Here is a 14,271-nt window from a genome sequence, read left to right as displayed (position 1 = left end):
ATATTAAGTCAAAATTTTATAGAATTCCAAGACTTAAAGTAAAAATAGATTTTAAATAACATTTAAATTTTAGCTTTCTAAAGGAATGTTTTGGGAGCACAAAGACTTGCAAGAGGCGCTCAAGAAAAATATCAAAAAACACTCGATATTGCCTATCAACTTTTTTTGAAATACGGCTATGAAAAAACTAGCTTACAAATGATCATCAAAGAAAGTGGTGGTTCTTTAGCGACTATTTATAAACTTTTTGGAAATAAAAGGAATCTTTTTCAAAAGGTCATTGAACAAGAAAATAGCGATTTTTTTCAATCTTTAGCAGAGCATTTTACGCAAGTAGAGCAGTCTGAACTTTGTTTGCAAGATTTTCTTATTTTCATTGGGAAAAAACTTCTTAGTGAAATTTTCACACCAGAAACCATTGCGCTAAACCGCCTTATTTTTGTTGAAGGTTATAATGATTCAGAGTTGTTACAGACTTTTCAAGTTTCGTGTGTTGATAAAATCCTTTCTTATTTTTCAAAATGCCTTGAAACTTATGCTAAAAGGGAAAAAATCTACATTCAAAACTTACAAGAAGATGCGAAATTTTGCATTGATCTTATTGTTAGTCCTTATTTATTGCATTCTCTTTTAGATTCTAATTACATTCCCCCAAACAATGAAGAAACAGAAAGAATCGCAAGAAAAGCTGCACATGTATTTTTACTTTATCTACAACACAATAAGGAGACATTATGAGCAACATTGACAATCAATTACTAGCGCGCCTACAAAATTTGGCAAGTCTTGAAATTAGCCCAGAAAAATTAGAATCAACCAAAGAAAATCTTAATGAAATCGTGCATTTTGTTGAAAATATCAATGCGCTAGATTTGAGCGAGATTCCTGCTTCTTTCAATACGTTTCATTCAACACTTCCTATGCGCGAAGATGTAGTAGAAAATAAACCTGAAATTGCGGCTAATGTTCTTAAAAATGCGCCCAAGGGCGAAGAGAATTTCTTTATTGTTCCAAAAATTATTGAATAATGCAAGATATTAATATTTCACTTGAAAATATTAAAATTGAAGAATCATGGAAACTCGCACTAAAAGATGAATTTTTAAAACCCTATTTTTTAGAGATTAAACGCCATTATCTAAAGGCTAAAAATGCAGGAAAGATTCTCTATCCACCCGCAAATCTTATCTTTAATGCCTTTAATCTCACGCCCTTTACTTCCCTAAAAGTTGTCCTTTTGGGACAAGATCCTTATCACAACCCCAATCAAGCCATGGGATTATCTTTTAGTGTGCCAAAGGGGATTTCACTTCCTCCTTCTTTAAAAAATATCTATCAAGAATTATATGAAGATTTAGGGATTCCACCAAGCCACGATGGAGACCTAAGCAAATGGGCAAAACAAGGTGTTTTGCTACTTAATAGCGTTTTAAGTGTAGAGCAAAACAAACCTGCTTCACATCAAAATTTTGGTTGGCAGACTTTTACTGACAATGTTATTAGCACCATTTCTTTGCAAAAAGAGGGGATTATTTTTTTGCTTTGGGGCAATTATGCCAAAGCCAAAAAAAAACTCATTGATTCAAAAAAACATTTTATCCTAGAAGCAGCACACCCTTCTCCCTTAGCTCGTGGTGCTTTCTTCGGTTGCAGACATTTCTCAAAAACCAACAAGATTCTAAAATCACTTCGCAAAGATCCCATTGATTGGCAAATCTAATTTTTGCTTATTGTTTTACTTTCTTTTGTAGATTCTAGTTCATCTTTAGCAGGTTTAGTTTGCGTTTCTTGCGTTTCTTTATTAATATTTAAAATTTTTAGAATCTTTTGATTGCTCTTAGTTAAAACTTTAAACTCAACCCTGCGCGAAAGCTCAGCACTCTCAAGCGGTTTAGCAAAGGACAATCCATTAGCACGCAAAACGCTAATTAGCCATTCCTTTTCTTTGGCAATTTCTTGATTATTAAAACAATATTTCAAAACCTCTAAAGCTCTTGCTTGAGATAATTCTGCATTTCCCAAATATCTATCCTCTAGGCTTTTTGCATTTTTCCATTCTTTAGAAGTGTGTCCCTCAATCCGAATCTCTTCAATATCTTCTTTGTATTGAGGGCGATTTAAAATTTTAATATAACGAGGAAAAAAATCATCTAAAATTTCTTTAAATCTTGATTTCACTTCCTTTTCACCTTGATCAAACAAAATATCTGGTTCTCTAAAACGCACTGTGTTGCCCTCATCAATTTCCGCATTCCATTTTCCCAAATCCTTAGAAAATTCTGCTATTAAATCCTTATAAAGCTCTGTTTGAAGATTCTGATGAGTTTTGGCAACATCACTCATTTGTCTATTTAATGCCAAAAGTTCCGCATTTTGCAAGGCGAGCTCTTTTTGCGTCTTACTAATAACCACCATATAGCCCACAGCTACAAGCAGGAATATCATCATCACCCCTGCCATCATATCAGAAATGCTAATCCACTCATTCCCTCTATTGAAGTCATTTGCCATTAGCTTCTAGCTCCCATAAGCTCTCTAATTCGCCTTAAAAACCATTCATAATCCTGCCTAAATCCCAAAGTAATATTAGACAATGCATCATCTAAATCCCCTAGGGAGCGACAAAGATTCTCATTAAGATTAGCCGTTTTAGAAAGTGAAGTATCGACATTGCTTTGAATAATTTTTAAAATCCCTTCAATTTCTTTACGATTATTTTCCAAAGCCATATAGGCTCCACTCAAAGATTCTCCTAGATTCTTTTGCAATTTATTAAACTCACCTAAAAGCTCGGTGCTAACATTTTTGGGTATCTCCAAACTTTGTTGTGTTAGAGTAGAGAGCATCTCCAAATAGTGCTTTGCCATTTCTTGTAATATACTCTTCACTTTCTCCTCTAAAGTGTGATATTGCGCTATGACTTTTTGAGAATGACTATCTAAATGCTGACTAGAAAACTGTAACAATTCCTTAGATAACCCCTCAATTGTCCCTAGAATCTGCTTACTTCCCAAACCAAATTTCTGTGCAATCTCACTTAAACTTTTTTGCAAATCTTGCTGCATTCCTTGGTGGCTTTGCAAACTCTCTAAATGATGTTTTTGTAAGGTTTCTAGGCTATTTTGTGAGAGTTTAGAGAGTTGATTTTGATAGAGATTAGAAGAATTTTTAAGATAAGCTCCAAGGGTTTCTATTGCATTTTTATACGATTCTCCAAAGCTTGATCGCATTTGGTTTTGTAATTCTTCATAGTGTTCTTGTGCGTTTTGCGACATTGTTTGGAGATTCACATTCAAATCTTCTAAATTTTGCTCCATTAACTTATGAATATCTTCTGATTTAGATTGATTATAAGCAAGCAATCTATCTACACTTTGTGAAATATTTTGCGTAGTTTTAGAAAAACTATCCTTAAGATTTTGAGTGGTATCTACTAATGATTCTTCAATATTTTGTGCGCTTTTACTAAGAGAATTAGCAGTTTCATTTAACATCGAATCAAGGCTTTTTGTAACCACTAGCATAGAATCTTCAATATCTTTAGACATTTCTTTTAGGGTTTCTTTGGATTCTTGAAAATTTTCTTGTAGCGTTTTAGTGGTATTGCCAAGCAAAGAATCAAATCCCAAAACCGCATTAGCAATATGTTCTTCTAATGCATTAGTATTTTTAAGCAAACTCTCTTTAGCTTCACTTCCCATTTGCTCAAGAGTCCCGCTCGTATTTTTTAAGATATTTTCCAATTCTAGTCTATGTTGCTCCAAAATAGCATCACTTTTTTGTGTTTGCCCCTCAAGTAGCAAAAGCGATTCTTTTTGTGTCTTATCTAACTCTCCTAAAGCTTCTTTAAAACTACCACTTACTTTTTTCAAATATTCTGCAATATTTTCTTTAGCACTCTTTAGCATTTCAAGATTCTGATTATTTAACTCAACATTGCTTTTTTGTATATGATCCAGGCATTTTTCTGATTTTTCTTGAACTTGAATTAAAAATTGATCCATATTTTCTTTATTTTGCACCAAATAACCTTGGGCAAATTCTCCCAAATCCTTTTGGAAATTACTCAAATTTCCACTTAATTCTAAATAATCCTTTTGCAAGACCTGTAAATTACCGGTTAGAATTTCTTGGGTTGCATTTTTATGCTCTTGCACACTTGTTTGCAAGTATCCACGCACTTCTTGTAAATTTTGTTTTGTTAAATCCATTGCTTGTATGTGAGATTCTTGCATAATGTGAGTTAGGCTCTGCACTGATTCTAAAGCGTTTTGTGCGTTTTTGTGCATATCTTCAAAGCCTAATAACATTTCAGAGAGCTTTTGATTTTCAATCCTTGAAGCTTCAATACTATGGGCTAAAGCATTATAAACTTCTAGCACTTCACTATTGCGCTCTGCTACCATTTCTAAAACTTCTTGGGAGTTTTTAAAGACTTCTAGTGTATTCTTTAGATTTTCATCTAAGCCCTCAAGAGTGTTTTTATAATTTTCTTGCCACAATATCATCTGCAAAACAGCAGCATTCAGCTCTTTAAAATTATCTCCAAATTGATCAGTAATCTTTTGATTAAAATCCCTAATCACACTCTCTAATGCCGAAATAAGCTCCTTAGAAGCACCTTGCACTAGATATTGCATTGCTTCTTTTAAGGTGTGATTAGTTGCATCAAAATGATTGCTAATTTTTAAAAAATTCTCTTCTTGGGCGAGACGATATTTTTCTTGAAAATCTTGCAATTTAAGATTTTGATCTACAATGGTTCTTAAATATTTTAAATCATCAAGTTTGGAGGCTTGCAATGAAAAATAATCCATCATATTTTCAAAATCACTTTTAACAGCTTTACCTTTTTGAACAATTGCTAAAAGAATCGCCAAAGACATACCTAAAATAGAAGTATAAAAAGCAGTCTTAAGCCCCTCTAACAAAAAAGGGACAGAATTTTCAATCTCATTAACATTAAAATCCTGTAACCCAATAAAAATCCCCACAAAGGTCCCCAAAACCCCTGCACTCATAATAATAGACTTAAAATCCCTGTGTTTTTGCTTCCCATAGCTCAAAAAATCCCATAATGCAAGCCCCAACATAACTATTGTAAAAACAATATTAACAAGGATATTTTCCATTTATTGCCCTTTTTTTCTTTTTTTAACTTCAAATCGCTCATCACCCTCTAGCCAATCTGGTTTTTGTATCTGGCTACCTTTGCGATTAACTATAAAAAGTATAAATCGAATCGCTAATAAAACTATTAAAAAAGTAACGACTGCCGAAATAATCGTTGTTAAATCATAATTTTCTTTTAACATTATTGTATTTGCTCCACTTGTATATCAACATTCACACGCCCAATTTCATTTAACATTCCAACAAGCGCAATAAATTTTTCAAAATAGCTTTTTTGATCCCCCCTAAGCAAAATTGGAGTGTCTTTTGACATCTCCAAAAGCACTTCTTTGATTGCTTCAAGACTAGCTTGATTCTTATCCAAAAAATACTCCCCTTGTGCATTAATAGTAATTTCCACACTTTTTAATTCTTCTTTTATAGTCTCAGAACCTTGTGCTTTAGGGATTGCAATGGGTATCTTGCCTTGCGCAATAAAAGTCGCACTTGTTAAAACAATAACCAATAAAACAAGCATAATATCAATGAAGGGGACGATATTAATGCTATCCATTCGCTTAGAATATCTCATTACAAAACCTTAAAAAGATTCAACTTCTTTTGAACGATTGCGTTGTTTTTTCTCTTGCAAAATCTCCCATTGCGCAATCAAAACCTCACTTTTTCTCATCAAAAGATTATAAAAAATAATGGATGGAATTGCAACCAAAAGCCCACCTGCTGTAGCTTGTAAAGCCAATGCAAGTCCTGTCATAATATTTGCAGTATCCACCATTCCTAATTGCCCTATTTGCACAAAAGTCATAATAATTCCAAACACTGTTCCCAAAAGCCCAACATAAGGCGCATTTGAACCAATAGTAGCAATCAAAGTTAGATTCTTAGAGAGATCAATTTCTAACTCTGTTTTATTTTCATACAAAACAAGCTTGATATAGCGGTAAAATAAAAATCGCTCAAAAACTGCCCATAGCGCAATGATGCTCATTAGTATCAAAATCCCCATCACACCATATTCTACTATTTCTTTTAAGTTTAATCCAAACAAAACAACCCCCTATCTTCGCTGAAATTCTTTTAGTGTTTGTGCAATTTCTCTATTTTGTATTTTTTCTTTTAGCGTTTCTCTCTTATCGTGCAGATTCTTTCCTTTTGCTAAAGCGATTTCTAGCTTAACTTTATTGCGCTTATTAAAATACAATTTTAAAGCCACAATGCTCATTCCTCCCACTTGACTTTTACCAAAAAGCTTATCAATTTCCTTTTTATGCAATAGCAACTTTCGTGGTCGTTTCTCATCAGGCTTATAATGGCGATTTGTCGTTTCAAGCACTGAAATATGTGCTTGAAACAAAAATGCTTCACCCTTAATAATTTTTATAAAACTATCTTTGAGATTCACTCTCCCTGCTCGAATCGACTTGACCTCACTGCCCTCTAGTGCGATTCCTGCTTCATATTTTTCTAAAATAAAAAAATCATACAAAGCTTTTTTGTTAGTGGCAATTATTTTCATTTTTATTCTTTTACCTTCCAAAAGCTACTTCCGCTTCCGCTTAAAAAATAGCCTTGTTGCGCATATTCTTTTAGGCTTGGATAAAGCTTTATGGCAGAATTTAATAAATCATTATTTTCATAGGGCGATTGCCTTAAAATCTTTGCATTACTAAATTCTAACCAATTTTCCTGCGTGGGCTCATAAAAGTCTTTTGCATAGGTTTGATAAACTTTTGTGGTATCGCAATGTATCTTTGGCGTAACAATCTCTACTTCTAAAGCTTTCTCTCTGCTCTTAAAAATCTTTTCCCCACGCCCACTTACATCTGCTACTTCATATTGACTTACAAAAAATGGAACATCACTGCCCACTTTTTGAGCAATTTCATTTAGCTTTTCAAAACTCCATCGTAATTCTAATACCTCATTAATCCACAATAAAAAAGCCGCTGCATTAGAACTTCCACCGCCCAATCCTGCACCACTTGGTATTTTTTTTTCAACTTCTATTTTTTGATGAGATAAAAATTCTTGTCTTTCTTGATTTAAAAGAGGAAGCACCACTTCATAGACTTTATAAATAGTATTTTTCTCCATAGGACAATCAAAATCTCCAAGAATCTCAAACCCTACTTTACTTTCTTGTATCTCCAAACAATCAAAAAGATTCTTAACTAACATAAAGCGTGAATACAGCGTATGGTATTTAACCGATTCTACGACCACCCTGCCTGTAATCTTTAAAAAGATATTAATCTTAGCGCAACTCTTTATCATTTAGCTTTTCTTTTTAGCATTCACTAACCAATCAATTCTATCTTCTTTATGAGAAAGGGATTTTTTATTGGTTTCCAAAATAGCTTGTTTTAACTCTTCTCTTAAGATTGTCAAATGAGGTGGCGCCTCAAAACCTATTTTTACACTTCCCTTATCGATGCTAATAATCTTGATTGTAATATCCTCTCCAATACTAACACTTTCATTTTCTTTTCTTGATAAAATCAACATAAAGGAATCCTGTTTGCTAAATATTCTATTTTATTTTCTTGATTTGAAATTATAGAAAAAAATTCCTCAAATTGCACTATATATTTTCCATCTTTGGCGATTTGCAATTCATCTTGTGTAATTTTTTTTCCATTTTTTACCTTTTCCTTCAAATCTTTATTATTTATCCCAAGCACTTTGGGTAGCTCCAAAATCTCCAAAGGATCCAAAAGCTTTTCGCCCTCATAACACAATCCCCCTTCACTCAATCTCTCCAAATAACTAAGCCCCCCCAAACAATCTAGCTCTTTTGCGATCATCTCACCTAAAGTTCGTATATAACTTCCCTCGCTCACCCACACTTTAAAACTCAAAAAAGGATGAGAATAATTTAAAAATTCAATCCTAAAAATCTCCATAGTTTGCTCTTTTAATAGCACTTCTTTTCCTGCTCTTGCAAGTTCATAGGCTTTTTGCCCATTGATTTTTTTAGCACTATATTTGGGGGGAATAAAACAAATCTTTCCGCAAAATTTCTGCAAAACTTCCTTTAGGTGATCTTCAGAAAATACTTTGGTTTGATGAATTTTTTGGATATTTTCAAGATCTAAAGAATCACTCTCCAAACCAAGCCAAAGTGTTGCTTGATAAACTTTTGGAGTTTTTTTAAGAAAAGGAAAAAGTCGTGTATATTGTCCATAAGCCACCACCAAAACTCCACAAGCAAAAGGATCTAAAATCCCGCTAAATCCAGCTTTTTTAACTCCATCGCGTCTTTTTAAAAACCCTAAATACCCATTTGAAGAAACAAACAAAGGCTTTTTTGCCACAAAAATACCATTCAAAACCATACCTTTAAAATTTTTGTGCTAAACTATCGCAATTTTTACCTGCTTTGATGATAACTTAAGGATAATCAAATGAAAAATAGAATTCTAACATTTTTTGTTTTAAGTTTTACGCTTTTGTTTATTGTAAATTGCAATCAAACTGCCCTTGCCCCAAATAATCCAACACTCCCTTATCCAAAAATCATCTATGATGAAACTCTAGACACTAGCATTATTCCTACAGATTTTTCAAAAACACTAGATAATCGCATCAAAATCCTTTTTAATCAAAATCCAAATCCAAAAATTCAAGCCATTCATTATCATTTTACACATTTTTACAATGAATCTCAAGGTGATCGCTCTCCAAGCATTTCTTTTAGCGCATATCCTCGCTATTTGATACAACTCAATCTTAAAGTTATTACTCAAGATACCACTTCTTTTTATAAACAAAACTATGAAATCCCAATAGCTTTGTTTAATCCAATGTATGATCAACATTTTGATTCTTTAATCTCAAAAGCCTTAAAAACACCATAATTTAAATTTTTTCATACACAAAAAATGGCATAATTTCTGCTATTTTAAATAAAGAAGGTTTGATGAATCCCTATATTGACACCTATCGCAATCCACAAAAAATTAAAGAAACCTTTAATGCTATCAAAACACTAAGCAAGAATCTCACAGAACCCCTTAAGATTATGGAAGTATGCGGGGGACATACACATACCATTATGAAATACGCACTCCCTCAACTCCTCCCAAAAAATATTGAATTTGTGCATGGACCAGGCTGTCCTGTGTGTGTAATGTCTAAAGGGCGCATTGATTGTGCTTACAAAATCGCTTCACAAAAAGATGTGATTCTTGTAACGCTAGGAGATATGATAAAAGTTCCAGGAAGTTATGGGAGTCTCCAGCAAGCTCGTGCTAAAGGATTGAATGTTATTTTTGTTTATTCTCCCCTAGAGATTCTAAAAATTGCCCAAAATAACCCAAATAAAAAAGTCGTTTATTTTGCAATAGGTTTTGAAACCACTACGCCAATGACTGCTGCACTCTTACAAAAAGTGATTACGCTAAATCTTAAAAATGTCTTTTTTCATATCAATCATGTGCTAGTTCCACCGCCTCTAGATATTATTTTAGGGGATGAAAATTGCCAAATAAACGCACTTCTAGCTCCATCACATGTAAGTGTTATCACAGGCTCTAAAATCTATGAAACTTTGATTAAAAAATATCATATTCCCATTGTAGTTTGTGGTTTTGAACCAGTGGATGTTGGAGAAAGCATTCTATCAATCCTTAAACAAAGCCTTGCTAATTCCCCAAAAGTAGAGACACAATATGCAAGAAGCGTTACTTATGAGGGAAATCTTAAAGCACAAAGCCTAGTTGAACAATACTTTACCTTGGAAAAAAGTTTCTATTGGCGCGGACTTGGAGAAATCCCACACTCTTCACTAAAACTCAAAGAGGAATTTGGTGAATTTGATGCAGCGCTTATTTTTAAAGATTATCTTGGTGGAATCCCAAAAGAAGAACACAAAAATTGCCTTTGTGGTGAAATTTTAAAAGGAAATAAAAAACCTTATGATTGCAAACTTTTTGGTAAGGCTTGTAACCCTCAAAATCCATTAGGTAGCTGTATGGTAAGTAGCGAGGGAGCTTGTGCGGCGTATTTTAAATACCAAGGAATCCAACCCGCATAATCCCCTTTTACGATACAATTCTAATTCCTTAAACAAAGCAGTTAAACTCAAGAATATCTACAAGCTTTCATTTGCTTATGCTTAATTAACACTGACAATCTTATTGGGGAACTTAGAAATGATTTTCAAGGAAATACAAAAAAATCCACTTAACCTTAAAGGCTAAGTGGACTAAAGATAAAAAAGTGAGGGGGATTACATCATTCCGCCCATACCTCCCATTCCGCCCATACCACTCATATCAGGCATTGCAGGCTTATCTTCTTTGATTTCATGCACTGTAGCTTCAGTTGTGAGTAACAAGCTTGAAACAGAAACAGCATTTTGTAATGCGATTCTTGCTACTTTTAATGGATCAATGATTCCTGCTTCAAACATATCAACATATTTACCACTTGATGCATCAAATCCATTGTTTGCATTAGAATCTTGTTCTACATTATTAACCACTACACCATCATCAAAACCTGCGTTTGTTGCGATTTGTTTGATAGGTGCAGAAATAGCGCGTTTAATGATTTCATAACCAATTTTCTCATCACCCTCTAAACTCAGGCTTACTTTTGCTGCTGCACGAATAAGAGCTGCACCACCACCGATAATAATTCCTTCTTCTACAGCTGCTTTTGTAGCAGAGAGCGCATCATCTACTCTATCTTTTTTCTCTTTCATTTCAACTTCACTTGCAGCACCTACTTTAATAACTGCTACACCACCACTTAGTTTTGCTAATCTTTCTTGTAGTTTTTCTCTATCATAATCACTTGTTGTAGATTCAATTTGGGTTTTAATTTGTGCAATTCTTGCATTCACTGCATCTTTGCTTCCTACTCCATCTACAATTGTTGTGTTATCTTTATCAATAACGATTCTTGAAGCTTGTCCTAGATCTGCAATAGTTGCATTTTCTAAAGTTTTGCCAAGCTCTTCGCTAATCACTTCGCCACCTGTTAGAGTTGCGATGTCTTTTAACATTTCTTTTCTTCTATCGCCAAATCCAGGAGCTTTAACTGCAGCAACATTTAAGACACCTCTTAATTTATTCACTACCAAAGTTGTTAGTGCTTCACCTTCAATGTCTTCAGCAATGATCAATAAAGGTTTTCCGCTTTTCATTGTTGATTCTAAAAGTGGTAAAATATCTTTCATTGAAGTGATTTTTTTGTCTGTTAAAAGAATATAAGGATGCTCTAGCTCTGCTTCCATTTTATCGCTATTAGTCACAAAGTAAGGACTCAAGTAACCTCTATCAAACTGCATACCTTCAACTACGCTTAGTTCATCATTGATTCCCTTAGCTTCTTCAACCGTAATAACACCATCTTTACCTACTTTTTCCATTGCTTCAGCGATAAGCTCACCTACCTTTGCATCAGAGTTTGCAGAGATAGTTGCAACTTGTGCGATTTCTTTTTTACCAGAAACTGGCTTTGAAATCTTTTTTAACTCTTGAGTGATAGCCTCTGCTGCTTTATCCATTCCTCTTTTTACTTCAATCGGATTTGCACCAGCAGTGATATTTCTTAAACCTTCTTTGAAAATACTATAAGCCAAGACAGTTGCTGTTGTTGTTCCATCTCCTGCTGCATCTGCAGTTTTACTTGCGACTTCTTTAACAAGCTGTGCACCCATATTTGCAATAGGATCAGCTAATTCAATTTCTTTTGCCACAGACACACCATCTTTTGTAATGCTTGGAGCACCAAAGCTTTTTTGAATTAACACATTTCGCCCTCTTGGTCCCATTGTTACTTTAACTGCATCGCTTAATTGCTTTACACCCTCAAATAATCTATTTCTTGCGCTATCTGAAAAATTAATCTCTTTACTTGCCATTTTTTACTCCTTATTTTAAATATATTGAATTAGGCAATAACACCTAAAACATCTTCTAATTTTAAAATCAAATACTCTGTCCCATCAAGCTTTACTTCAGTGCCAGAATATTTTCCAAATACAACCTTATCATCAACTTTTACCTCTTTAACTTCGTTCCCAATTGCTTTTATAACACCCATCAAAGGCTTTTCTTTTGCATTATCAGGAATGATAATTCCAGAAGCAGTTTTTGTATCTTCCTCAAGTCTTTCTACTAAAACTCTTTCACCAAGTGGTTTAAAATTCATAGGATTACCTCCATAATTTAAAAAATCTTTATAAAAACGAGTGAAATTATAATCACTTTTTTTATGCTTGTCAATATCTTTAGTAAAAAAAGTCATTAATTCTTAGTCTATATGACTAAATATTAATTAGCTCATTAAGCTTAATATTTAAATTGCTACTTTAATTCTCTGTAGAATCTAGAAATATTCACTACAGATTCTTACTTTAATTTTTTAATAAAGAAAAAATGGATAAACTTTTTGATATTGTCAAAAACAATAAATTAAGCTTAATAAAGGCGCAAGGAAATAAAATGTATGCATCTAAAGTTACCAATCTATCAGAATCTATCACTATTGCCATTAGCTCTTTAGCCAGAGAACTCAAAGCACAAGGACGAGACATTCTCTCTTTTTCTGCAGGAGAACCTGACTTTGACACTCCGCAAATCATCAAAGATGAAGCCATCAAAGCTATTCAAAATGGCTTTACCAAATACACTGCGGTTGCAGGGATTCCTGAATTACTCCAAGCTATTAGCTACAAACTCTCAAATGAGAATCATCTTACTTATTCTCCCGAAGAAATTATTGTCAATAGTGGCGCTAAACATTCCTTGTTTAATGTTTTTCAAGCACTCATTGAAAAAGATGATGAAGTTATTATCCCAAGTCCTTACTGGGTAACTTATCCCGAACTTGTTACTTATAGTGGTGGAAAAAATGTCTTTATTCAAACCACGCAGGAAAACCGCTTCAAAATCACTCCAGAGCAACTCAAATCCGCTATCACGCCAAAAACAAAAATCCTTGTTTTAACTACCCCATCAAATCCAACGGGAATGGTGTATTCTAAAAGCGAATTAGAATCCATTGCAGAAGTTCTAAAAGGTACAAATATTTGGGTAATTAGTGATGAAATTTACGAAAAACTTGTTTATGACAATGCTTTTACTTCTTGTGGGAGCATTAGCCAAGATATGCTAGAGCGAACCATTACTATTAATGGACTAAGCAAGGCTGTTGCTATGACTGGCTGGAGAATGGGATATCTTGCTACCAAAGACAAAAAGTTACGCCAACTCATTGTTGGCTTACAAAGCCAATCTCTTTCCAACATTAACTCAATCACACAAAAGGCTTCAATTCCAGCGCTAGATGGCAGAGCAGAACAAGATATTCAAAAAATGTGTCAAGCCTTCAAAGAAAGAAGAAATGTTGCTTGCGAACTTTTCAATAAGATTCAAAATCTAAGCGTGGATTTGCCTGATGGCGCTTTTTATCTCTTTGTAAATTGCAAAAATGTTAATCCTAATTCTATGGAATTTTCTAAAGCGTTGCTTGAAAAAGAAGGGGTAGCTGTAGTGCCAGGAATTGGTTTTGGCGCAGAAGGGTATTTCCGCTTTTCTTTTGCCACCGATCTTGATAGCATTAAAAAAGGTATTGCTAGAATCGCAAACTTCTGCCAATCTTAAAAAGCCTTCTTTAGCTTTGCTTTTTGGAGCAAAGAGCAAAGCCATTCATCTCATTTTAAGCAGTTTTTAACACAATAACTGCAATAACAATAATAAAAATTCCAATCCATCCTATAGGCTTAAGTCTCTGATTAAAAAAATACCAACCTCCCAAAGTTGTCCCAAAAATACCTATACAACCCCAAAGCGTATAAGCAATTACCAAGCTCATACCCCCCTCCACACTCAATGCAAGCAAATAAAATGCTAACCACACAAGAGCAATAGAAAATAATCCCCACTTTAACTTTCTAAAACCCTCTGATTTATTTAAAGCTAAATTAGCAACAATATCTAAAATGGCCGCTAAAATCACATAGATAAAATAGACACTAAACATTATTTATACACCATATGATAAAAACACGCAAAATAGGCGACAATTTGTTAAAAAAAAGAACATTTTGACACAAAAAAAAGACACAATTTACCTTTGAATTTGTATCAGCAAACATTATAGCATTCTCTGCCTATCAAGTCAATA

The 14,271-nt window shown here is 33.8% G+C and carries 17 protein-coding genes and 1 pseudogene; 6 read left to right on the top strand and 12 right to left on the bottom strand.

Translation table 11 applies throughout. The features are described 5' to 3' along the window. Positions 1–90: 90 nt before the first annotated feature. From MKD52_RS04145 to ung, 3 genes are read left to right on the top strand one after another with little or no spacing between them, the layout of a single operon-like run. Positions 91–738: a TetR/AcrR family transcriptional regulator gene (locus MKD52_RS04145; RefSeq protein ID WP_242099352.1), complete on the top strand. Its 648-nt coding sequence runs from the start codon at positions 91–93 to the stop codon at positions 736–738. Beyond that, complete coding sequence (gene gatC / locus MKD52_RS04140) at positions 735–1,028, top strand: Asp-tRNA(Asn)/Glu-tRNA(Gln) amidotransferase subunit GatC (RefSeq protein WP_242099351.1); 294 nt, start codon at positions 735–737, stop codon at positions 1,026–1,028. The genes MKD52_RS04145 and gatC overlap by 4 nt, the downstream gene beginning before the upstream one ends. Beyond that, positions 1,028–1,720 (top strand): uracil-DNA glycosylase, encoded by a 693-nt coding sequence (ung, locus tag MKD52_RS04135; protein ID WP_242099350.1) that lies wholly within the window; start codon positions 1,028–1,030, stop codon positions 1,718–1,720. The genes gatC and ung overlap by 1 nt, the downstream gene beginning before the upstream one ends. Here the strand turns inward: ung and MKD52_RS04130 are convergent. The 9 genes from MKD52_RS04130 to truB are packed head-to-tail and all read right to left on the bottom strand — an operon-like array spanning position 1,717 to position 8,468. Then, entirely contained in the window at positions 1,717–2,511 is a 795-nt protein-coding gene (locus MKD52_RS04130) for an OmpA family protein (protein ID WP_112056853.1), read from the bottom strand. The genes ung and MKD52_RS04130 overlap by 4 nt on opposite strands. Next, entirely contained in the window at positions 2,511–5,132 is a 2,622-nt protein-coding gene (locus tag MKD52_RS04125) for a hypothetical protein (RefSeq protein ID WP_242099349.1), read from the bottom strand. Before MKD52_RS04125 ends, MKD52_RS04130 begins: the two co-directional genes overlap by 1 nt. Then, positions 5,133–5,315: a hypothetical protein gene (locus MKD52_RS04120; RefSeq protein WP_242099348.1), complete on the bottom strand. Its 183-nt coding sequence runs from the start codon at positions 5,313–5,315 to the stop codon at positions 5,133–5,135. Beyond that, entirely contained in the window at positions 5,315–5,704 is a 390-nt protein-coding gene (locus MKD52_RS04115) for a biopolymer transporter ExbD (RefSeq protein ID WP_242099347.1), read from the bottom strand. The genes MKD52_RS04120 and MKD52_RS04115 overlap by 1 nt, the downstream gene beginning before the upstream one ends. Before the next feature lie 9 nt (positions 5,705–5,713). Then, positions 5,714–6,181, bottom strand: coding sequence for a TonB-system energizer ExbB (gene exbB, locus MKD52_RS04110; protein ID WP_112056857.1), 468 nt, complete (start codon positions 6,179–6,181; stop codon positions 5,714–5,716). 9 nt (positions 6,182–6,190) lie between these two features. After that, positions 6,191–6,649, bottom strand: coding sequence for an SsrA-binding protein SmpB (gene smpB / locus MKD52_RS04105; RefSeq protein ID WP_242099346.1), 459 nt, complete (start codon positions 6,647–6,649; stop codon positions 6,191–6,193). Between the two features lie 2 nt (positions 6,650–6,651). Continuing rightward, positions 6,652–7,407: a 4-(cytidine 5'-diphospho)-2-C-methyl-D-erythritol kinase gene (locus MKD52_RS04100; RefSeq protein ID WP_242099345.1), complete on the bottom strand. Its 756-nt coding sequence runs from the start codon at positions 7,405–7,407 to the stop codon at positions 6,652–6,654. Then, positions 7,408–7,638: a carbon storage regulator CsrA gene (gene csrA, locus MKD52_RS04095; RefSeq protein ID WP_112056860.1), complete on the bottom strand. Its 231-nt coding sequence runs from the start codon at positions 7,636–7,638 to the stop codon at positions 7,408–7,410. After that, entirely contained in the window at positions 7,632–8,468 is an 837-nt protein-coding gene (gene truB / locus MKD52_RS04090) for a tRNA pseudouridine(55) synthase TruB (protein ID WP_242099344.1), read from the bottom strand. Before truB ends, csrA begins: the two co-directional genes overlap by 7 nt. 69 nt (positions 8,469–8,537) lie before the next feature. On the opposite strand from truB, the gene MKD52_RS04085 reads away from it, so the two are divergent. Beyond that, a complete protein-coding gene (locus tag MKD52_RS04085) occupies positions 8,538–8,990 on the top strand; it encodes a hypothetical protein (protein WP_242099343.1) in 453 nt (150 codons plus the stop codon). 62 nt (positions 8,991–9,052) lie between these two features. Next, positions 9,053–10,168, top strand: a complete 1,116-nt coding sequence (hypD, locus tag MKD52_RS04080; protein ID WP_242099342.1) for a hydrogenase formation protein HypD — start codon at positions 9,053–9,055, stop codon at positions 10,166–10,168. A gap of 195 nt (positions 10,169–10,363) precedes the next feature. Here hypD and groL read toward each other — a convergent pair whose 3' ends face one another. Both groL and groES read right to left on the bottom strand, forming a co-directional pair. Next, complete coding sequence (gene groL, locus MKD52_RS04075; protein ID WP_112056864.1) at positions 10,364–12,004, bottom strand: chaperonin GroEL; 1,641 nt, start codon at positions 12,002–12,004, stop codon at positions 10,364–10,366. Between the two features lie 32 nt (positions 12,005–12,036). Continuing rightward, a pseudogene (gene groES, locus MKD52_RS04070) lies at positions 12,037–12,294 on the bottom strand (co-chaperone GroES); the annotation flags it as partial. Between the two features lie 293 nt (positions 12,295–12,587). Between groES and MKD52_RS04065 the strand changes: the two are divergent. After that, positions 12,588–13,748, top strand: a complete 1,161-nt coding sequence (locus MKD52_RS04065) for a pyridoxal phosphate-dependent aminotransferase (protein ID WP_112057078.1) — start codon at positions 12,588–12,590, stop codon at positions 13,746–13,748. Between the two features lie 55 nt (positions 13,749–13,803). Here the strand turns inward: MKD52_RS04065 and MKD52_RS04060 are convergent, their stop codons facing one another. Then, the gene (locus tag MKD52_RS04060; protein ID WP_112056865.1) at positions 13,804–14,127 is read right to left on the bottom strand and encodes an SMR family transporter; all 324 of its coding nucleotides are present in this window, start codon (positions 14,125–14,127) and stop codon (positions 13,804–13,806) included. Positions 14,128–14,271 lie beyond the last annotated feature (144 nt).

The sequence above is a fragment of the Helicobacter sp. CaF467b genome (assembly GCF_022664765.1).
GTDB lineage: Bacteria > Campylobacterota > Campylobacteria > Campylobacterales > Helicobacteraceae > Helicobacter_D > Helicobacter_D colisuis.
The sequence above is the reverse complement of the archived record's forward strand: the minus strand, read 5'-3'. Positions and strand labels throughout refer to the sequence as shown.

Coding starts and splice junctions, on each gene's coding strand:
- gatC (WP_242099351.1), top strand. CDS start 735: ATGAGCAACATTGACAATCAATTACTAGCGCGCCTACAAAATTTGGCA.
- ung (WP_242099350.1), top strand. CDS start 1,028: ATGCAAGATATTAATATTTCACTTGAAAATATTAAAATTGAAGAATCA.
- MKD52_RS04130 (WP_112056853.1), bottom strand. CDS start 2,511: ATGGCAAATGACTTCAATAGAGGGAATGAGTGGATTAGCATTTCTGAT.
- MKD52_RS04125 (WP_242099349.1), bottom strand. CDS start 5,132: ATGGAAAATATCCTTGTTAATATTGTTTTTACAATAGTTATGTTGGGG.
- MKD52_RS04120 (WP_242099348.1), bottom strand. CDS start 5,315: ATGTTAAAAGAAAATTATGATTTAACAACGATTATTTCGGCAGTCGTT.
- MKD52_RS04115 (WP_242099347.1), bottom strand. CDS start 5,704: ATGAGATATTCTAAGCGAATGGATAGCATTAATATCGTCCCCTTCATT.
- smpB (WP_242099346.1), bottom strand. CDS start 6,649: ATGAAAATAATTGCCACTAACAAAAAAGCTTTGTATGATTTTTTTATT.
- MKD52_RS04100 (WP_242099345.1), bottom strand. CDS start 7,407: ATGATAAAGAGTTGCGCTAAGATTAATATCTTTTTAAAGATTACAGGC.
- csrA (WP_112056860.1), bottom strand. CDS start 7,638: ATGTTGATTTTATCAAGAAAAGAAAATGAAAGTGTTAGTATTGGAGAG.
- truB (WP_242099344.1), bottom strand. CDS start 8,468: ATGGTTTTGAATGGTATTTTTGTGGCAAAAAAGCCTTTGTTTGTTTCT.
- MKD52_RS04085 (WP_242099343.1), top strand. CDS start 8,538: ATGAAAAATAGAATTCTAACATTTTTTGTTTTAAGTTTTACGCTTTTG.
- hypD (WP_242099342.1), top strand. CDS start 9,053: ATGAATCCCTATATTGACACCTATCGCAATCCACAAAAAATTAAAGAA.
- groL (WP_112056864.1), bottom strand. CDS start 12,004: ATGGCAAGTAAAGAGATTAATTTTTCAGATAGCGCAAGAAATAGATTA.
- MKD52_RS04065 (WP_112057078.1), top strand. CDS start 12,588: ATGTATGCATCTAAAGTTACCAATCTATCAGAATCTATCACTATTGCC.
- MKD52_RS04060 (WP_112056865.1), bottom strand. CDS start 14,127: ATGTTTAGTGTCTATTTTATCTATGTGATTTTAGCGGCCATTTTAGAT.